Raw genomic sequence first — 17,683 nt, 5'->3', positions numbered from 1 at the left:
CGAAAAGAACCGATCTTTTCGTTCTCAATTAATGAATACATAAAACTTGAAAATATATATGTTGAGATTGACGGAGAGGATGAAACGTCCAGTATGAATGAGATATACAATGCTTTTCGGATAAACCAGACGGGATATGCAGAGGGCCTGCCGGTATACGCGGCGGTACTGGCAAAAGATTCCGTGACGCTGAAGGATAACAATGGGAAGACTGTGCCCATGGAAGAGGCCGCTGCACTGAAACCGGATGAGGCATCCGGAGACGAAGTGGCACTGGTGAACCTGGGAAAGCTGAAGGCCGGAACCTACACGCTGGAAAGCGTTGAGGGAAAACGAACCCTGACGGTGAGCGAAAAACCCTGGAAAGCCGTGACAAATGCCCTGATCAAAGGCCTGTATTATCAGCGCTGCGGATGCGAACTGAAGCCGGAGAACGCTGGAATCTACACCCATCCGGCCTGCCATACGGCACCGGCAGCGGATTGGGAAGACCGCAGCGTCCTGCGCAGGGTGACCGGCGGCTGGCATGACGCGGGAGACTATGGGAAGTATGTGGGTCCCGGCGCGGTGACGGTGGGGCACATGCTGTATACCTGGAAACTGTTCCCGGAAGGCTGCAGCGATGAACTGAATATTCCGGAAACCGGAAACGGGATGCCGGATATCCTGAACGAAGCCCGGTATGAACTGGAGTGGATGCTGCAGATGCAGCGGAGCGACGGAGCTTTTCATCACAAGCTGACAAAGGCCCGGTTTGCGCCGTTTATCATGCCGCAGGATGACAAGGAACCGGAATACCTGATGCCCGTGAGCCACTGTGCGACAGCGGCTGCCTGTGCCTGCCTGGCACTGTCATACAGGGTCTACAAGGCGTTTGACGAAGCCTTTGCCAACCGGATGCTGCATTCTGCCCGGCGGGCCTGGGAATGGCTGATGAAGCATACCGATGATTATGTGCCTTTCCGGAATCCGGAGGGGGTCTTCACCGGCTGGTATGGAGAACGGACGGATAAGGACGACCGGTTCTGGGCTGCCTGTGAGATGTATGCCGCAACCGGGGAAAGGGAATTCCGGGCAGAGGCGGAGAGCCTGTATGCCGAGGGTCAGCAGCTGACAGCCTTTGGCTGGGCTGACGTGGGCGGAATGGGCGCACTGTGCTGCTTGTTTGACCTGGGAGAAAAGGCAGGAGAAGTGCTGTATAATCAGCTGAAGGATGATTTCCTCCGGCAGAGCGAGGAGGCACTGAAGCTGTCGCAGGAATCCGGCTACGGTACGGCGCTGGCGGCGGATCAATATGTGTGGGGAAGCATTCTGCCGATCCTGAGCAACGCAATGACCATGATCATGAATGCGCTGATTACGGGGCGGCAGGAAATGCGGAATGCGGCGCTGAAGCAATGGAATTACGCGCTGGGAATGAACGCACTGGATACCTGCTTTGTGACCGGTTTTGGAGAGAGAAAGGTGATGCATCCCCATCACCGGCCTTCCGACGCGGACGGGATTGAGGAACCGGTGCCCGGACTGATTTCCGGCGGACCAAACAACCGGATGACTTTCCCGATGACAAAGGAGAAAATGGGAAACACACCGCCGGCGAAGTACTTTGTGGAGGAGACATTCTCCGCTGACACCAACGAGATTGCAATCTATTGGAACTCACCGGCAATATTTGTGGGAGCGTATTTTTGCCGCTAAAGCGGCAAAACAATGAATACTGAAAACTGAAGACTTAAGACTTAAAAATGATCCGCGCGGCGGGAAAGAAAAAAGGCGCTCGTATTTGAGCGCCTTTTTCTTCAGGACAAATATCAGCCTTCCCAGAAGAGATCGTCCAGGGTTTTGTCCAGGGCTTTGCAGATGGCGATGCAGAGGTTGATGGTGGGATTATAATCGCCCTTCTCAATGGCATTGATGGTCTGGCGGGACACGTTGCACAGCTGTGCAAGCTGGTCCTGGGACAGATCTTTACCCGCACGGGCGGCTTTCAGCTTCAGGTTTTTCATTCCTCATCAGACTCCTTTTTATCGATCCGGCTTTTGATGAGCAGGGTGGCACAAACGACCAGCCCCAGTACACCGACGGCGACGGGCAGGACAATGTCATAGACGCTTTCAGCGGAGCTGCCAAAGGAATGACGGATTCCGTTGAAAACATTCGCAAGGGCTACCACGAGAAACAGGACGCTGAAGGGAACCTGCTTCTTCAGGCGGGTAAAGTAGGCATCATGCAGGATGGCATAAACCGCGAAGATGGTCAGGGAGATGACCATGGACAGGATCACGGCGATTGAAAGGTCAAACCAGGCAAGGTTCATGGTGTTGAGCAGGAGCACAACGAAGAGGCAAAGCAGCAGGGAAGCAAAGGCAATCGTGACGGCCCGGCCGCGGTAAAAAAGCTGACGTTCATCAAAGTTTTTGACGGACTTGCGGTCAGCGAAACACACGAGGGCAACACCGCCAAGGATGATAAGGCACAGAATCAGTTTGGTGAAATCCATCTTTATTTCCTCCTTTTATCCGCGTTATTCTTCTACTTCTTTTTTGTCCTTCCTGATCTTCAGGATCAGGGTGATCAGCATGACCAGGAAACAGAGTCCTACCACTACGGCTGAACCAAAGGTGAAATCCACTTTGCCGTCCACCATAACTTCACCGATGATGATATGACGGATCACATTGACGAGTTCCACAAGTACGATGATGGAATAGAGGACAATCTGGCTTTTTCCGTCTCCGCGGATCGACAGGAAGGCGTCATGGTTGATACAGTAGACCGCGAAGGCGGTGACACTGAGCACCAGGACAGTGAGCGCCGCGAGACCGGGAGTGATCAACGTGAGCCATTCTGTTTCGAACAGCAGGGCGAGAACGAAAAGCAGGATCAGCGCGGTAAAGAAACCGATCTGGTATCCCCGGGCGCGGATTCTCAGCTGCCGCTCATCATACTGTTCTGCGCAGGGCTTTTTCCGGAATAAGACCCAGGCAGCGATCAGGAGCAGTATCATCATTCCAAGAATGATCCATGCATTGTCAGTCATAATTCATTCCTCCGAATAATCTTTTATTGATCGTCTCCGGGGCCCGGTGGCCGATCCGGCTCCCTGAGTACAGCTGAATTGTATAACATACTTTTTAAGATGTCAAGTATAATTTACAAAAAGAATGAAAAAATTTTCAAAATGCCATAAAACATGCAATAATGAAGGACTGCTGTAAGGCCGGGCACAGGATATGTTATAGTATTCATGAGGCTGTACGGATGGTATAATTTGGGAAATGAAACAATAAGCAACAAAACACCGGAGGCAGAAGAAGTGGATTCCGAGGGAATAAGGGCTTTTCAGGAAATCATCGACCGGTCACGCCGGATTGTGTTTTTCGGCGGGGCTGGGGTATCCACGGCCAGTGGAATTCCGGACTTCCGATCCGTGAATGGACTGTACACGGAGGAAGAGGATGGCCTTTCCCCGGAGATGATCCTGAGCAAATCCTTCTTTTACCTGCAGCCGGAAAAGTTCTTTGACTATTACCGAAAGCATATGCTGTATCCGGAAGCAAAGCCCAATGCCGCACACCGGAAACTGTATGAGCTGGAACTGATGGATAAGCTGCGGGGTATTGTGACGCAGAATGTGGACGGCCTGCACAGGGCGGCCGGGAATATCCGGGTATATGAGATTCACGGCAGCGTACATGAAAATGAATGTATGGACTGCGGGGCATACTATCCCATGGAGACAATCCTGAAAGCGGAGGGCATTCCCCGCTGCAAGGACTGCGGGGGTGTGATCAAGCCCAGTGTGGTGCTGTACGGAGAATCCTTGCCGAAGTATGTATGCATCGGCGCAATCCGGGAGATTACCAACGCGGATACGCTGATTGTGGCGGGAACTTCCCTGGCAGTGGAACCTGCAGCATCCTTCCTCAGCCATTTCCGGGGAAAGAACCTGGTGGTGATCAACCGGGAGCCGATTCCGGCGGAGGAGCAGGCAACGCTTGTGCTGCATGGGGATGTGGCGGAGATCATGGGACAGCTGCGGAGCCCCTGAGGGGAACATCAGCATGGACAGCTTCGTTTTATTCAGTGAAATGATTCGTTAACCTGAATAAAGAATGGAGGAAGAAAATGAATAAGTTGATCCGAACCGGTCTCCTGATCCTGCTGGCGGTTTCCATGCTGTTGACAACAGCCACGGCGGGAGAAGTGATTATTTCTGAAAGGGAAAAAGCCTCACGTCTTGCGGACAAGGCAATGGAAGAGAAATACGGTATCACGCTGCTGACCCAGGAGTATTTCAACCGCAACACGGCAGATGAAGGAAACGGCCGCTTTGTGGTGCAATACTGGGGCATTGAGGACTGGGGTTTTGTGCTGGGGAACTACAAGGTGGTCGTGGACAACGGAAAGGTGACAGAAATTTCCTGGAGCCATGACGGTGAGGATACCAGCGGCGGGATGAATGCGGATGCCTGGGGCAATGAACAGATCCTGGAAATGCTGCTGATGAATCAGGAATCCGGAGAGACATCCCAGTTTGATGAAAAAATACAGGAAATCAATCAGAAACACGGCATCACAGACTTTTCTGAGCTGTTTGAAGTGCCGGAGGATGAACGTATCTGGGATGAGATCGGATATAAAAATGTGCGGGAGCAAGCTGCGCTTTCTGCGGAGGAGATGACCCGGATCGCGATGGAGGGTATCCGGGTATCCTTTGAACTGACGGATGAGCAGGCAGCAAATCTGGTGGATGCCAATACGCCGATTGAAGAAGCAAGGGAAGACGGCGAAGAAGACGAGGATACCGAATATTATATGTTCCATGGTGCTCCCTGCTATATGGCGAATATCATGCTGGCTGAGAACGATCAGGCAAAGATTCCGGGCCAGCTCAGGTATAAGGAAAAGGACGGATACTACTGGGTCTATATCAATGTAGTGACAGGTGTGGTTGAGGAAATCTTCTATATTGCCGGGATCGGCGGAAACGGCTGACAAAAAGAGGGAAAGCATGAAATACGATCTGATCTGCATCGGAATGGCGCTGGTGGATTCCATTATCCGGGGCTTTAATCCGGAACCTGTATCCGCATCCGGCTATGTGGCGGAATCGGGAAGCCTGAATGCCGGCGGCGAGGCGGTGAATGAAGCGATTGCCGCAGCAAAACTGGGACTGAAGACGGGGATTCTTTGCGCCCTGGGCAACGATCCGGCAGGAGAGATCGTACTTGATGAGCTGCGGAAGAACGGCGTGGACACTGAACTGATTGTGCGAACGGATGCCACTCCGGTGACTACAATGTTTGTACGGGCTGACGGCAGCCGAAAATCCATCACCAACCAGGCACATCGGTTCAATTTCCATCCGGAAAAGGAACCGGAGTTGTTTACAGACGCCAGGGCGCTGATCCTGGGCTCACTGTTCCGGGCGCCTTTTGACGATCCGGCAATTATCCACACGGTGGTGAGCAGGGCAAAGGAAGCGGGACAGCTTGTGCTGGCAGATACAAAGCTGCCGAACTTCCGGGTTCTCGGACTGGAGGATATCCGGGACTCCCTGGAGCTGATCGATATCATCACTCCCAATGAAGATGAAGCACGGTACTTTACAGGGAAGAATGAACCGGAAGAAATGGCGGACGTCCTGCTGGGGTATGGCGTAAAGCATGTGATCATCAAACTGGGAAGCAAAGGCTGCCTGCTGAAGAACAGCAAAGGGACGCTGCGACTGCCGGCATGCAATGTGCAGGCAATGGATGCCACCGGCGCGGGAGACAACTTTGCGGCGGGATTTATGTCGGAGATCCTCCGGGGAGCAACTGTTGAGGATGCACTGAAATTTGCCAACGCCTGCGGTGCAATCTGTACCACAGCGACAGGCGCAGGGACAGCGTTGAAGAGCAGAGAACAGGTTCTGCTTTTAATGAAAAATGCAGAATGAACAATTAACAAAGGCCTGGAAGAAAAGTGATTGATGGAGTGTGAAAAAAGAAAAATATGTCCTGTAATTATCCGATCGGGGTGTTTTCAATCGGTGGATTTTCTGCTATCCTGTGTCGGTACCGGGAAACCGGGACAGGTTTTTGAAGGAGGAAAAAGCAAATGGGTACAGTTATGTCACTGGCAGCAGGTCTTGCGATCGGCTATTTTATTTATCAGACGATCGTCAGCAATAAAAACGGAAATCGCGGTAAGATCACAGGCCGTCTTCATAAGAGCACGAAAGACAAGAAAGTCGCCGGCGTCTGCGGCGGTATCGCGGAATACCTGAAGGTGGATTCCACAATTGTCCGTCTGATATTTATGCTGATGTTCTTTGGCTGGGGTACCGGATTGCTGGCTTACATTGTCAGCGCCCTTATCTTCCCCACCGGTGATGACACGGAAGAAGACGAGGAAGAGGAAGAAACCACTGAAACCGAAGAAGAGTACTATCCGCAGAATGAAAACCGCAATACATTCTGATAACGAACGGAATGAAAACAGGGACAACGGCGTGAGCCGCTGTCCCTGTTTTCTTATTCCGGATTATTTCTGCAGCAGGGCTGCTTTCCATTCCTCTTCTTTGAAACCGGTAAGAACAAAACCGTCACCGACAAGAAGCGGACGCTTGACCAGCATTCCGTCCGTGGCCAGAAGAGCCAGCTGCTCGTCTTCTGACATGGAGGGCAGCCTGGCGGAAAGACCCAATTCCCGGTACGGAATACCGCTGGTGTTGAAGAAACGCTTCAGCGGAAGACCGCTCATGGCATAGTATTCGCGGAGAGCCTTTTCATCCGGATGGTCTGTTTTGATATCGGTCAGGGTGTATTTGATTCCGTGGCTGTCCAGCCATTTCAGGGCTTTCTGGCAAGTGGTGCACCGGCTGTAGCAATAGACTTTGAGCATTCCTTTTTTCCTCCTGTGATTATCTTATTTCCCGTATTTCCTCAAGAATTTCGGCATCACAGTTTTCCTCCACAAAAAGGGAAATGGATTCCATCAGGCTGTCCGCAAACGCATTGTGGGGGACAACAGCTGCCTGCCGCAACCTCAGTCGGCGCGACTCCGCACTGTGGAGCTCGCTTGCTTCGGTTGACCTCACCTCCTGCGAAATTTCCGCCACTGGCGGTCGCAGGAGGTTCGCCCAATCACAATGATCTGATGGGTATCCTGCTCGTCAATCTCCGCCGCAGAGACATGAAAGCGGTTCTGCAGTTTCGCGGTCAGGCTGTTGACGATCATCCGTTTTTCCTTCAGGCTATGCACCCATGACGCACGCAGACGAAAGGTCATGGCGGCGATTTTCATTCCTGATACGTCCATCCGTTTTCTCCATGATAAATCATCAGTTTTGTCATGCCGCCGTCGATGCAGATGTTTTCTCCGGTGATGAAACCCGCCTTTTCCGAACAGAGGAACAGGATCATCTCCGCGATATCCTCGGGTTTGCCGACCCGGCCGACAGGCTGCTGCAGGGCGTCGGGACCGGTAAGCTCGCTGCCGGTGGTATCAATCCAGCCGGGAGATATGCTGTTGACCCGGACTTTTCAGGCCAGGCTGACTGCCAGGGCATGAGTCAGGGCGGCGATTCAGCCTTTGGCCGCGGAATAGCTTTCCGTCTGCGGCTGGCTCATCCGGTCACGGGAGGAGGACAGGTTAATGACGGAAGCGCCGGGAGCGAAATGGGGTGCGAGGAGCTTGGTCAGATAGAAGGGAGCGGTGACGCCGACGGCCAACGCATAGGAGAACTCTTCCCAGGAGCATTCACTGATTCCCTTCATCAGGGGAAGCGCGTTATTGACGAGCACATCAACATGCCCGCTTTCCGTGACAACAGATTCGGCAAAACGCTCCAGGGTTTCCCGGTCGGAGATGTCCCCCGTAAACCAGGGACCGGGCTGCTTGTCGATGATATGGACAACAGCGCCTTCCCGGATAAAGGCATCCGCTGTCGCCCGGCCGATGCCGTGGGCTCCGCCGGTGATGACAACCACTTTTCCTTCATATGCGCGCATGGGGGAAAGCCTCCGAGTAGTATTTGGGTTGATGATGGTTGTATTATAGCATTCTAGTATCCTAAATGAATACTTAAAACTGAAAACTTAAAACTTAAAAATGAGTGGCTGCGGCCAAAGAAAAAATGGTTGTTTGATGGTTGAATTCGTGATACAATGCCCCCAATATTTTACGAACAGCAGAGCGGGGAGATGAGAAAAATGGTGAAGAATGTCGCGATTGTGAGCCTGTCCAGCGGGATTATCGGCGAGCAGTTTGTTCAGTTTGAGGTGGAGATCGGCCTGAAAAGGCTGAAGGAATACGGCCTGAATGTGAAACTGATGCCGAATGCATGCAAAGGACTGGAATATGTGAAGGCGCATCCGGAAAAGCGGGCGGAGGATCTGCTGGCGGCTTTCCGGGATCCGGAAATTGACATGATCCTGTGTGCCATCGGCGGGGACGATACCTACAGTATGCTGCCGTATCTGTTTGAAAACAATGAGCTGGCAGAGACGATAAGCAACAAGATATTCCTCGGGTTTTCCGATACGACGATCAACCACCTGATGCTGCACAAGGTGGGACTGCCTACATTTTACGGACAGGCATTTCTCTGCGATCTGTGTGAACTTGCACCGGAAATGCATCCCTATACCCGGAAGTATTTTGAGGAGCTGATCACCACCGGAACGATCCGGGAGATCACCCCCAGCGATGTGTGGTATGAGGAGCGGATTCAATTCACTCCGGACCAGGTGGGTACCCGGACACCCTCTCATCCCAACCAGGGGTTTGAACTGCTGCAAGGGTCGCCGGTGTTCTCCGGCAAAATCCTCGGCGGGTGTATCGATTCAATGTATGACATATTCAACGGCGACCGGTATGCGGATATGCCGGTACTTTGTGAAAAGTATCACCTGTTCCCGGAGGCGGAGGACTGGAAGGGACGGATTATCCTGTTGGAATCCAGCGAAGAGAAGCCGACGCCTGAACAATACAGGAAGTCGCTGGAGTACCTGAAGGAAAGAGGCGTGTTTGACGCGGTGAACGGCGTGCTGGCCGGAAAACCGATGGATGAAACCTACGCGGAGGAATACAAACAGCTGCTGAAGGAAGTCATTGACAAGCCCGAGCTGCCGATTGTTTTCAACATCAACATCGGGCACGCGATGCCCAGGTGCATTATGCCTTTTGGCGTGGAAGCGACAGTGGATACCGGAAAACAGATAATCCGGTTTGCGGAATGACGTGGAACTGCGCAGGAGGTTGATTTGAATGGGTATAAGAACGATCATTGTTCTGCCGTATGACGCGCAGTGGAAACAGGATTTTACGGCAATTAAAACTGAACTACAGGAAGCCCTGGACGGGCTGGCGCTGCGTATTGAGCATGTGGGCAGTACGTCTGTGCCGGGCTTATCTGCTAAGCCGATTATCGACATTGACGTCGTGATCCGGGATGAATCCATACTGGAAGCAGTCATAGCAGCCCTGGGCAGGATCGGCTACAGGCACGAGGGTAATTACGGTATTGCCGGACGTGAAGCCTTTGGATACGAGGGAAAGGAGCATCTGCGGGATCATCACCTGTATGTCTGTCCGCTGGATTCACCTGAACTGAAACGGCATATCGCTTTCCGGGATTACCTGCGTTCCCATCCCGAGGCAGTGCATGAGTACAGCCGGGTAAAGGAAGAGGGAGCGGAACTGTATCCGCATGATATTGACAGATATATTGAACATAAGTCGCCCTTTATTGAGGGAATTTACCGGGAAATCGGGATCTGACAGATTTAAAATTTTTTTCTAAAAAAGGTGCTTGACCTTGCACTGAACTGCAATGATAGCCTGCGGGTGAGGAGGAAGAGATATGATCACGATCCAGGGATTCGCAAAGCTTTGCGGATGCAATACCCAGACGCTGCGCTATTATGACCGTATCGGACTGCTGACCCCGGCCAAGGTGGACCCGTGGACGGGATACCGGTACTACGAGGAAGAGCAGGCTGTACAGTTTGTGAAGATCAAGAACCTGCAGCAGGCTGATTTTTCCATCGAGGAGATCAAGAACCTGCTTGGGAAAAATGATGTTCTCCTGATGGAAGCGTTTGAGGAAAAGATCCGGGAGCAGGAACTGAAACTGGAAAAAATCAAACAAATACAGCAGTCATATCTCGAAGAAGCAATGGATATGCAGAAGATGGTCAATACAGTGCTCGGTTTTGTGGAAAACAAGGTGAGCAATCCGGAACTCTGGAAAGAATTCGGCCTGGAGCAGGAGAAAGAAAACGAGATTATCGCAAAGGTGCATGAGGTGCTGGCAGACTGGCTGGGCCAGTGCAAGGAAGATGGCGTGGACGTGTCCGCCATGGCGGACGACAAGGCCATTGACGGATTGATGAATGTTGTCAAAGAAATGGAAGAAGGCACATTCGATGAAGCCCAGAATATGATCCTGGCACGGGAAGGAACCAATCCGGAGAAGGATATACCGGCTGACGCACAAAAGGTTATGACCCGGGACGGATGGGAGCACATCCATGAATGGATCCAGGAGCTTCCGGACCTGGGAGACGGAAAAGAAAACTTCTTCCTGTTCAGGATCCGCAAGGACAGTGCGGCCAATAATCCCGGGTTTGCAACCATGATGCTGGCGGTGATGGCGGCACGGTATGACGCCATGAAAGGCGGCATGACCTGCAAGACCTGCCTGAGCGATGACGGGATCAACCACTTTGCCCTGTACCGGAGATAACAGGAACAAGTATCAAAAGAGACTGCGGGATTACCGCAGTCTCATATTTTTATATCTGGATAGTTTTATTTCAGGATATCCGGCAGTTCTTCGATGCTGTCAATGATGAAATCGGCTCCGGCCCGGATCAGTGCATCCCTGTCAGAATTGCCGTATGTGACGCCGCAGGTGCAGGTTCCGGCGTTTTTCCCCATCCCGATATCCACGGGCATATCGCCGACAACCAGAGCCTGCTCCGGCTGGAAGGAAAGTTCCTTCAGTGTTTTCAGGACGGGTTCCGGATGCGGCTTCAGGTGAGCCGTGTCTTCTGCGCATAGGATGTAAGAGAACCAGGTATCCAGTTTCCATAACCGCAGCATTTCGTGGAGGGTACAGGAGTTTCTGGCGGTGGCTATGGTACAGAGAATGTTTTTCTCCTTCAGGCGGGCAAGGACTTTGTCCGTGCCGGGAAAGTATACGGGCGGATTTTGTGCCCGGATTTCATCAAACAGTTTCCTGTACGTGGATACACATTGATCGAGCATGCTGTCGGTCAGCTCCGGGTATATAACGTGGAACCCCACCTTGGTGGCAAGTCCGATTGTGGAGGCGTACTCCTGCTCCGAAGCCATGACCAGTCTCAGCTGCCGGGCAGTTTCCTGCTTGGCGGTGATAATGGCTTCCCGGGTATCTGCCAGGGTTCCATCGAAGTCAAAAATGATAACCCGTGTGTCCATACTTCCTCCGATAATGATTAATGCTTTCAGCCGATGAAAAGGATACTATATGAAATGAAAAGTGGCAAGAATAATGAACAATGCCCGCATTTACGGGTGATTGCATTCATGGTATGATGGGAACCGTAAGATGAATCAGGAAATATAAAAAACAAAAGAATTATACGAAAAAGAGATGATCATGATGACCGGACTGACAGAAGAAATCAGGCAGTATGTGATAGATAAATCCGAAGCCTACAAGAGGGATTCGGAGGATCATTATGATTTCTGGAATGAACATATCCGGTATGTATATAAAGAGGCCATGAAGCTGGCGGGACAGTATCATGCGGATGAGACCATTGTTGCCCTGGGAGCCCTGCTGCATGATATTGCGCTGATTGAGAAAGCCGGAGACAGAAAAGACCATCACCTGAACGGGAAGATCCTGAGCGATCAGATCCTGGACCGGTTTTCCTGCCCGGAAGACGTTAAGGATCGGGTGCTGGGATGCGTGCTGCATCACAGAAGTTCAAAAAACGCGGCCAATATCGAAGAGCTATGTGTGTGCGACGCGGATATCCTGGCCCACTTTGACAATATTCCCATGCTGCTTAATTCCGCTTTCAGCAGGAACGGGATTTCGCTGAATGAGATCAGGGAATGGATGGAAAAAACCTTTGAAAAGGACTATGATGACCTGAGTGAGAACACAAAGGTAATATTCCGTGAAAGATATCAGAGGATTAAAGAGATTGTTCTTGGCTGCGATCAGGATGAACAGGAATGAACGCTGGCCGAAAAACGATTTGCCAGAAGACAAATTGGCAGAGATCTTCGATTTTGAAGAAAAAATAAAAAAATCCCCTTACGTCAGGTGTTGCTTGTGACGCTGCGTCACATGCTAATCTGGCCCCGAAAGGAGGAAGCAAGCTGTGTCACAATACACCACCGGAGAACTGGCGAAAGCCTGCGGTGTTACGGTTCGTACTGTTCAGTTCTATGATCAGCGGGGAATCCTGATTCCCAGCGCGTTAACCGAGGGCGGGCGCAGACTGTATTCCGAAGATGACCTGAAAAGGATGAAGATCATCTGTTTCCTGCGGGATACGGGACTGTCCCTGGACACCATCGGAAAGCTGCTGGAAGAGGAAGATCCGGGCAGCGTGATTTCCATTTTCCTGGAGCAGCAGGAACAGGTGCTGCGGGAGGAAATCAGCGAGCGCCAGGAGCAGATGAACCGGCTGGAAGAACTGAAAAGGGAAATCAAAAGCAACGCGACATTCTCCATTGATTCAATCGGTGACATAGCGACCATTATGGAAAACAAGAAGAGACTGAGCGCAGTACACAGGAATATGCTGCTGACCGGACTGCCTGTATCCATCCTGCAATGGGCAGCTATTCTGCTTTGGATTTTCAAGGGCATCTGGTGGCTGTTCCCTGTATGGGTTGTCGCAGCGGTTATATTCGGTGTTACGGTCTCCAGGTACTATTACAGGAATGTGGCATACATCTGCCCGCAATGCCATGAGGTGTTCAAGCCGGCTTTTAAGGAAATGTTCTGGGCAAAGCATACACCGAAGACAAGGAAACTGACCTGTGTGAAGTGCGGACACCACGGCTACTGTGTGGAAACATGGGCCGGGGAGGCCAAATGAAGAAAGGCCTGACGCCGGTCAGGGACAGGCATACGTGCCGCTGATAAGATTGAGGAGAATAAACATATGAATAATATAACTGAATACCTTCCGTTTCTGATCCCTTTAATTGTTGTACAGTTTTTGCTGCTGGGCTACGCGCTGTATCACATCCTGACACATAATCAATATAAACGCGGAACCAGGAAACTGTGGCTGATCATCTGTATTGCGCTGATGGGATTCGTCGGGCCGATTCTCTATTTTGCCTTCGGCCGGGAGGAAGCATAATGGAGATGCTGCAGATCACCGGACTGCATAAACGGTTCGGTGATAAAGAGGTGCTGAAAGGCCTGAACCTGACAGTGCCGGAGCACAGTATATTCGGTTTTATCGGCAGGAACGGCGCCGGTAAAACAACGACAATGAAAACGATCCTGGGACTGCTGAAAGCGGACGCGGGAGAAATCCTGGTGAACGGGGAAAAGGCGGTCTACGGGCAGACAACTACGAACCGGTATATCGGCTATCTGCCGGACGTGCCGGAATTCTATTCCTTTATGAATGCGCGGGAATATCTTGGATTCTGCGGCGAGATCACCGGGATGACGAAAAAAGTGTACAGGGAACGCAGTGAGGAACTGCTGGAACTGGTGGGCCTGAACGGAGAAAAGCACCGCATCAAAGGCTATTCCAGGGGCATGAAACAGCGGCTGGGCATTGCCCAGGCATTATTGAACCGGCCGAAGCTGCTGATCTGCGATGAACCGACTTCCGCCCTTGACCCGGTGGGAAGGAAGGAAATCCTGGATCTGCTCCTGGCGGTCAGGGAACAGACGACAGTGCTGTTTTCCACCCATATCCTTTCGGACGTGGAGCGGATCTGTACCGATATTGCCCTGCTTAATGAGGGCATGGTGGATATCCAGGGGAAACTGTCGGAGATCCGAACCCAATACCGGCGCGATGAATACCTGGTGGAAACAGACAATGAGGAGGGAATGCATGCCCTGCAGAAGGCATTTCCCGATATCCGCCAGACCGGACAAAACCAGCTGGTTTTCAGTGAAAAGGATTATGCTCCTGGAGAAGTATTCCGTTTTGTGGCGGATCGTGCTGTTCCTGTTGTGAAAATTGAACGGGTGGAACCGACGCTGGAATCCCTGTTTGTGGAGGTGGTGGAGAAATGAAATCTTTACTGGCCTTCATCCGCAAAGAAATGCTGGAACAGCGGCGTTCCGGGAAGCTGATTATCCTTGGCATCCTGTTCATTGTGCTGGGCATTATGAGTCCGGCTATCGCAAAGCTGACGCCCTGGCTGATGGAAATGATGGCGGACTCCCTGGCCGGAAGCGGCCTGATTTTCACCTCTGTTTCCGTAACCGCTATGGATTCCTGGGTGCAGTTTTTCAAGAATATGCCGATCGGGTTAATCGCTTTTGTCCTGATTGAAAGCAGCATCTTTACCCGGGAATACCAGACGGGAACCCTGCTGCTGTCCCTGACAAAAGGACTGGAACGCCATAAGGTTGTTGCTGCCAAAGCGGTTGTACTGGTTTTCCTGTGGACAATCTGCTACTGGCTGTGCGCCGGAATCACCTGCGGATATACCGCGTTTTTCTGGGACAACGCCATGGTGCAGCACTTGCTGTTCTCCGTGACCTGCTGGTGGGTGTTCGGGCTGTTTGCTGTTGCACTGATGGTCCTGTTCTCCACGATGGCAGGGTCAAATACAGGCGTACTGGCCGGAACAGGCAGCGTGGTGCTTGTTTCCTACCTGCTCAGCTTCTTTTCCGGGCTGAAAAAGATTATGCCGACGATGCTGATGGACGGGACATCCCTGATATACGGCATGGCGGAGCCAAAGGCTTATACAGTGCCGCTGGTCATCGCAGCAGCGATGATACCGGTGTGCCTTGCGGTCAGCGTTTCCGCATTCAACAGAAAACAATTGTGAGACGAACATAAAAAAACAGATCCGGTTCCGGGGTGAACCGGGTCTTTTTTTGTGCATGAATTGACAGAAGCGGAAAGACAGTATACATTATGGCTGACAAGGCAAAGTAAATACGCAAGGGGGACACCGCATATGTTCAGCAACAACGGTGCAAAAATCAGGAGACTGACTGCCATCATACTGGTGATTATGTCAGTATGCATGGTGATATCGGTTCAGGCCGAGACAGCGGCCGTGGATACGCTTTTCGGCGAAGTGAAGAATGAAACATACGAGAATGGTTTTCTTGGGCTGGGATGCACACTGGAAGGATGGCATTATTATACGGATGAGGAACTGGAAAAAGTCAACCAAAGGACGAAGGAAGCCCTGCTCCATGAGCTGGACGAACTGATTGACCGAAATATCGGCATCATGATGGCTGAAAAACCGGACCATCAGCAGAATGTAAATATCCAGATCCAGAATATAAAGAATTTTACAGCTGTCTACAAATTGATGGGACTTGCATATGTGGCGGAGAATTCACTGGATGGATTCAAGGCCATGCTGGGAGGAGCCGGCTACACAGACGTTCAGGTGGGTGTGGAAGAGGTCACTGTCGGGGGTCAAACCTTCACCGGTGTGAAGGGATCGTATAAAATCGGGAGCATACCGGTGTACTTCAAACAGTTGTGGGAACTCCGGGATGATTATATGGTGACAGTGACAGCCACAACCTTCCAGACAGATACAACAGACGAAGTATTCACGTATTTTTACCTCCTGTAATTCTGAAAAAGCGTAAAAATTCAGAACAGATCCGGTTCGCCAGCGAACGGGATCTGTTTTTGTGCAGGGCCGGAACAGGATTGCATTATTCAAAGCAAATTATCATCTTCCTTTAATGAGATCCCCTTTTACCCTTCTCTCCGGAGAAGTACCATGAAGGTACTCATCAATGCAGAGGAGGGATTTGCTGTAATGAGTTATGAGATTATGGAATATGCGCGACTGACGCTTACACAGAAAAGCCAGGCTGTGGATCTGTTTATGGAAGGCTTCGGTCACATGATGACTTTTTCCAAGGATGAAAAACTGAAAAAGGAACTGATGCTGGAGATCTTCCATCCGAACCTGTTCAGGTGTTATGTGGAAAACGGAAAGGTACTGGGCCTGCTGGGAATTGCCACACACGAAATACGACCAATCGACTTTCGTTTGGATACCTGCGTGCGGCTTTTCGGGAGAATGAAGGGCGCCATTATCAGCAAACAGATGAACGCCATTTTCCAGAAGCCGGTGGTGAGTTTCCAGGACGAGTTGTATATTGACGTGCTTGTGACGGGGAGCGAGGCAAGACGGAAAGGCGTTGCGTCTGCCCTGCTGAATGATGTATTCAAACAAAAGAAATACTCTGTATGTTATCTGCATGTGTTTTCCAACAACCAGCCGGCCATCAGCCTGTATGAGAAGCATGGCTTTACGGTTGACAGAAATGAGAAAACGTCCCTGATGCGCTTCCTGGGATCCGGATATCCCATCCGGATGAAGAAAATCCTTGCGTAAAGGGCAAAATCCCGTTTTTCCACCTTTCTGATCCTGATTATTCGTGATATACTGATGCTAATTTTTTTCAAGTCAATAGATTAGCGAACAGGGGGGAACACCGATGGACTATCAGACAGAACAACTGATTCTACATTTTGTAACAGAAGAAGATTTACCTGAAGTCGTCCGGACCTGGCCGTCTGATCATCGACCTGTTTCTGAAGCGGAGGCACGGGGCGCGATTGACTATATGCGTGATAACTACGCGAAAAACACCAAAGGCTGCATCTATCATCTGTGCCTCGCTGTCTGCGGGAAAGATCATCCCGGAACCATCATGGGATGGTGCGGACTGGATGGACGGGCAAGCCATACAGAACCGGAGATCTTCATCCTGCTGGATGAGGAATATCGCGGCAAAGGATATGGAACACAGTGTGTGAAGGAACTGCTGAGGATCGCGGCGGAAGATTTCTGCCTTCAGAGCGTTCACGGAGGTTGCGATAAAGACAATATCGCGTCAAAACGGGCCATGGAAAAAGGCGGCATGGTACAGTACGGAACGGAAGAGGGTGGGGATCCGCTGTTCCGATTCAGCGTCAAACAATAAACACATAAGGAGCAGAAAAGCATGCAGAAAAAGCTGATTCTCATCAGCGGTTCCCCCTGCGTCGGGAAGACTGCCGTTGGTGAACGTCTGTTTGAAAGCTATAATAACAGCGCCTATCTGGACGGAGACTGGTGCTGGTGCGTTCATCCTTTTTCTGTGACAGACAGGCGGCTGCGCAACGGGGATAAAAGCATGTCCTTTATCCTGTCAAACTACCTGGATTCGGATTTTGAATATGTGTTTTTCACCTCTGTTGTGCTGACGGATCCTGGGATCCGCGAGGGAATCCTGAACGGGATTACCGCCAAAGACTACCAGGTGATCGGTTTCACACTCACCTGTTCGGAAGAAACGCTGAAAGAACGGCACGACAAACGGGGCGATAAAGGGGAAACGAATTACTACTGGCTTCACCTGCCGCCCTGCTCCGAAGATATTGTCATAGATACCGATCACAAGCGGATCGGGGATATCGTTAAAGAAATGATGCAGCATATAAACAGATCCTGA

At 51.2% G+C, this 17,683-nt stretch carries 23 protein-coding genes and 1 pseudogene; 17 read left to right on the top strand and 7 right to left on the bottom strand.

All coding sequences use genetic code 11. From position 1 onward, the window contains the following. The first annotated feature begins 93 nt into the window (after positions 1 to 93). Positions 94 to 1,698 (top strand): glycoside hydrolase family 9 protein, encoded by a 1,605-nt coding sequence (locus JRC49_05360; GenBank protein QTE72243.1) that lies wholly within the window; start codon positions 94 to 96, stop codon positions 1,696 to 1,698. 113 nt (positions 1,699 to 1,811) lie between these two features. On the opposite strand, the gene JRC49_05355 is transcribed toward JRC49_05360, so the two are convergent. The 3 genes from JRC49_05355 to JRC49_05345 are packed head-to-tail and all read right to left on the bottom strand — an operon-like array spanning position 1,812 to position 3,040. Further along, a complete protein-coding gene (locus JRC49_05355) occupies positions 1,812 to 2,006 on the bottom strand; it encodes a helix-turn-helix transcriptional regulator (protein ID QTE72242.1) in 195 nt (64 codons plus the stop codon). Further along, the gene (locus JRC49_05350) at positions 2,003 to 2,500 is read right to left on the bottom strand and encodes a hypothetical protein (GenBank protein QTE72241.1); all 498 of its coding nucleotides are present in this window, start codon (positions 2,498 to 2,500) and stop codon (positions 2,003 to 2,005) included. The genes JRC49_05355 and JRC49_05350 overlap by 4 nt, the downstream gene beginning before the upstream one ends. A 24-nt stretch (positions 2,501 to 2,524) precedes the next feature. Further along, the gene (locus JRC49_05345) at positions 2,525 to 3,040 is read right to left on the bottom strand and encodes a hypothetical protein (protein ID QTE72240.1); all 516 of its coding nucleotides are present in this window, start codon (positions 3,038 to 3,040) and stop codon (positions 2,525 to 2,527) included. 207 nt (positions 3,041 to 3,247) lie between these two features. On the opposite strand from JRC49_05345, the gene JRC49_05340 reads away from it, so the two are divergent. The 4 genes from JRC49_05340 to JRC49_05325 all read left to right on the top strand — a co-directional run bounded on the left by JRC49_05340 (position 3,248) and on the right by JRC49_05325 (position 6,468). Then, positions 3,248 to 4,051, top strand: a complete 804-nt coding sequence (locus JRC49_05340; protein QTE72239.1) for an NAD-dependent protein deacylase — start codon at positions 3,248 to 3,250, stop codon at positions 4,049 to 4,051. 77 nt (positions 4,052 to 4,128) lie between these two features. Beyond that, on the top strand, positions 4,129 to 4,998 hold the full coding sequence (locus JRC49_05335) for a hypothetical protein (GenBank protein QTE72238.1): 870 nt from the start codon (positions 4,129 to 4,131) through the stop codon (positions 4,996 to 4,998). Between the two features lie 16 nt (positions 4,999 to 5,014). Continuing rightward, the gene (locus JRC49_05330; protein ID QTE72237.1) at positions 5,015 to 5,944 is read left to right on the top strand and encodes a carbohydrate kinase family protein; all 930 of its coding nucleotides are present in this window, start codon (positions 5,015 to 5,017) and stop codon (positions 5,942 to 5,944) included. A gap of 173 nt (positions 5,945 to 6,117) precedes the next feature. Continuing rightward, positions 6,118 to 6,468 (top strand): PspC domain-containing protein, encoded by a 351-nt coding sequence (locus JRC49_05325; protein QTE72803.1) that lies wholly within the window; start codon positions 6,118 to 6,120, stop codon positions 6,466 to 6,468. Between the two features lie 63 nt (positions 6,469 to 6,531). Here the strand turns inward: JRC49_05325 and JRC49_05320 are convergent, their stop codons facing one another. The 3 genes and pseudogenes from JRC49_05320 to JRC49_05310 form a co-directional block, all read right to left on the bottom strand. Beyond that, positions 6,532 to 6,891 (bottom strand): arsenate reductase family protein, encoded by a 360-nt coding sequence (locus JRC49_05320; protein ID QTE72236.1) that lies wholly within the window; start codon positions 6,889 to 6,891, stop codon positions 6,532 to 6,534. Between the two features lie 192 nt (positions 6,892 to 7,083). Then, complete coding sequence (locus tag JRC49_05315; protein QTE72235.1) at positions 7,084 to 7,293, bottom strand: DUF503 domain-containing protein; 210 nt, start codon at positions 7,291 to 7,293, stop codon at positions 7,084 to 7,086. Beyond that, a pseudogene (locus tag JRC49_05310) lies at positions 7,290 to 8,000 on the bottom strand (SDR family oxidoreductase). Before JRC49_05310 ends, JRC49_05315 begins: the two are co-directional and overlap by 4 nt. Before the next feature lie 201 nt (positions 8,001 to 8,201). On the opposite strand from JRC49_05310, the gene JRC49_05305 reads away from it, so the two are divergent. From JRC49_05305 to JRC49_05295, 3 genes are all read left to right on the top strand, one after another. Beyond that, positions 8,202 to 9,230, top strand: a complete 1,029-nt coding sequence (locus tag JRC49_05305; protein ID QTE72234.1) for an LD-carboxypeptidase — start codon at positions 8,202 to 8,204, stop codon at positions 9,228 to 9,230. Between the two features lie 28 nt (positions 9,231 to 9,258). Then, positions 9,259 to 9,771 (top strand): GrpB family protein, encoded by a 513-nt coding sequence (locus JRC49_05300; protein ID QTE72233.1) that lies wholly within the window; start codon positions 9,259 to 9,261, stop codon positions 9,769 to 9,771. Between the two features lie 82 nt (positions 9,772 to 9,853). Further along, positions 9,854 to 10,738, top strand: a complete 885-nt coding sequence (locus JRC49_05295; protein ID QTE72232.1) for a MerR family transcriptional regulator — start codon at positions 9,854 to 9,856, stop codon at positions 10,736 to 10,738. A gap of 65 nt (positions 10,739 to 10,803) precedes the next feature. Here JRC49_05295 and JRC49_05290 read toward each other — a convergent pair whose 3' ends face one another. Beyond that, positions 10,804 to 11,454: an HAD-IA family hydrolase gene (locus JRC49_05290; GenBank protein QTE72231.1), complete on the bottom strand. Its 651-nt coding sequence runs from the start codon at positions 11,452 to 11,454 to the stop codon at positions 10,804 to 10,806. 175 nt (positions 11,455 to 11,629) lie between these two features. Here JRC49_05290 and JRC49_05285 point away from each other — a divergent pair, with 175 nt between their 5' ends. The 9 genes from JRC49_05285 (at position 11,630) to JRC49_05245 (ending at position 17,683) form a co-directional block, all read left to right on the top strand. Further along, positions 11,630 to 12,226, top strand: a complete 597-nt coding sequence (locus JRC49_05285; GenBank protein ID QTE72230.1) for an HD domain-containing protein — start codon at positions 11,630 to 11,632, stop codon at positions 12,224 to 12,226. A 145-nt stretch (positions 12,227 to 12,371) separates the two neighbouring features. Continuing rightward, a complete protein-coding gene (locus JRC49_05280; protein QTE72229.1) occupies positions 12,372 to 13,097 on the top strand; it encodes a MerR family transcriptional regulator in 726 nt (241 codons plus the stop codon). A 66-nt stretch (positions 13,098 to 13,163) separates the two neighbouring features. Beyond that, positions 13,164 to 13,367, top strand: a complete 204-nt coding sequence (locus tag JRC49_05275) for a PLDc N-terminal domain-containing protein (protein ID QTE72228.1) — start codon at positions 13,164 to 13,166, stop codon at positions 13,365 to 13,367. Next, positions 13,367 to 14,266, top strand: a complete 900-nt coding sequence (locus tag JRC49_05270; GenBank protein QTE72227.1) for an ABC transporter ATP-binding protein — start codon at positions 13,367 to 13,369, stop codon at positions 14,264 to 14,266. The genes JRC49_05275 and JRC49_05270 overlap by 1 nt, the downstream gene beginning before the upstream one ends. Continuing rightward, positions 14,263 to 15,033, top strand: a complete 771-nt coding sequence (locus JRC49_05265) for an ABC transporter permease subunit (GenBank protein QTE72226.1) — start codon at positions 14,263 to 14,265, stop codon at positions 15,031 to 15,033. Before JRC49_05270 ends, JRC49_05265 begins: the two co-directional genes overlap by 4 nt. 132 nt (positions 15,034 to 15,165) lie before the next feature. Next, positions 15,166 to 15,804: a hypothetical protein gene (locus JRC49_05260; protein QTE72225.1), complete on the top strand. Its 639-nt coding sequence runs from the start codon at positions 15,166 to 15,168 to the stop codon at positions 15,802 to 15,804. Between the two features lie 192 nt (positions 15,805 to 15,996). After that, positions 15,997 to 16,581 (top strand): GNAT family N-acetyltransferase, encoded by a 585-nt coding sequence (locus JRC49_05255; protein QTE72224.1) that lies wholly within the window; start codon positions 15,997 to 15,999, stop codon positions 16,579 to 16,581. 103 nt (positions 16,582 to 16,684) lie between these two features. Continuing rightward, complete coding sequence (locus JRC49_05250) at positions 16,685 to 17,173, top strand: GNAT family N-acetyltransferase (GenBank protein ID QTE72223.1); 489 nt, start codon at positions 16,685 to 16,687, stop codon at positions 17,171 to 17,173. A 21-nt stretch (positions 17,174 to 17,194) separates the two neighbouring features. Next, on the top strand, positions 17,195 to 17,683 hold the full coding sequence (locus JRC49_05245) for a hypothetical protein (protein QTE72222.1): 489 nt from the start codon (positions 17,195 to 17,197) through the stop codon (positions 17,681 to 17,683).

This window comes from Clostridiales bacterium FE2011, from assembly GCA_017569305.1.
Taxonomy (GTDB): domain Bacteria; phylum Bacillota; class Clostridia; order Christensenellales; family Aristaeellaceae; genus Aristaeella.
This window is presented reverse-complemented; position numbering and strand designations above follow the sequence as displayed.

Coding starts and splice junctions, on each gene's coding strand:
- JRC49_05360 (QTE72243.1), top strand. CDS start 94: ATGAATGAGATATACAATGCTTTTCGGATAAACCAGACGGGATATGCA.
- JRC49_05355 (QTE72242.1), bottom strand. CDS start 2,006: ATGAAAAACCTGAAGCTGAAAGCCGCCCGTGCGGGTAAAGATCTGTCC.
- JRC49_05350 (QTE72241.1), bottom strand. CDS start 2,500: ATGGATTTCACCAAACTGATTCTGTGCCTTATCATCCTTGGCGGTGTT.
- JRC49_05345 (QTE72240.1), bottom strand. CDS start 3,040: ATGACTGACAATGCATGGATCATTCTTGGAATGATGATACTGCTCCTG.
- JRC49_05340 (QTE72239.1), top strand. CDS start 3,248: ATGAGGCTGTACGGATGGTATAATTTGGGAAATGAAACAATAAGCAAC.
- JRC49_05335 (QTE72238.1), top strand. CDS start 4,129: ATGAATAAGTTGATCCGAACCGGTCTCCTGATCCTGCTGGCGGTTTCC.
- JRC49_05330 (QTE72237.1), top strand. CDS start 5,015: ATGAAATACGATCTGATCTGCATCGGAATGGCGCTGGTGGATTCCATT.
- JRC49_05325 (QTE72803.1), top strand. CDS start 6,118: ATGTCACTGGCAGCAGGTCTTGCGATCGGCTATTTTATTTATCAGACG.
- JRC49_05320 (QTE72236.1), bottom strand. CDS start 6,891: ATGCTCAAAGTCTATTGCTACAGCCGGTGCACCACTTGCCAGAAAGCC.
- JRC49_05315 (QTE72235.1), bottom strand. CDS start 7,293: ATGAAAATCGCCGCCATGACCTTTCGTCTGCGTGCGTCATGGGTGCAT.
- JRC49_05305 (QTE72234.1), top strand. CDS start 8,202: ATGGTGAAGAATGTCGCGATTGTGAGCCTGTCCAGCGGGATTATCGGC.
- JRC49_05300 (QTE72233.1), top strand. CDS start 9,259: ATGGGTATAAGAACGATCATTGTTCTGCCGTATGACGCGCAGTGGAAA.
- JRC49_05295 (QTE72232.1), top strand. CDS start 9,854: ATGATCACGATCCAGGGATTCGCAAAGCTTTGCGGATGCAATACCCAG.
- JRC49_05290 (QTE72231.1), bottom strand. CDS start 11,454: ATGGACACACGGGTTATCATTTTTGACTTCGATGGAACCCTGGCAGAT.
- JRC49_05285 (QTE72230.1), top strand. CDS start 11,630: ATGATCATGATGACCGGACTGACAGAAGAAATCAGGCAGTATGTGATA.
- JRC49_05275 (QTE72228.1), top strand. CDS start 13,164: ATGAATAATATAACTGAATACCTTCCGTTTCTGATCCCTTTAATTGTT.
- JRC49_05270 (QTE72227.1), top strand. CDS start 13,367: ATGGAGATGCTGCAGATCACCGGACTGCATAAACGGTTCGGTGATAAA.
- JRC49_05265 (QTE72226.1), top strand. CDS start 14,263: ATGAAATCTTTACTGGCCTTCATCCGCAAAGAAATGCTGGAACAGCGG.
- JRC49_05260 (QTE72225.1), top strand. CDS start 15,166: ATGTTCAGCAACAACGGTGCAAAAATCAGGAGACTGACTGCCATCATA.
- JRC49_05255 (QTE72224.1), top strand. CDS start 15,997: ATGAGTTATGAGATTATGGAATATGCGCGACTGACGCTTACACAGAAA.
- JRC49_05250 (QTE72223.1), top strand. CDS start 16,685: ATGGACTATCAGACAGAACAACTGATTCTACATTTTGTAACAGAAGAA.
- JRC49_05245 (QTE72222.1), top strand. CDS start 17,195: ATGCAGAAAAAGCTGATTCTCATCAGCGGTTCCCCCTGCGTCGGGAAG.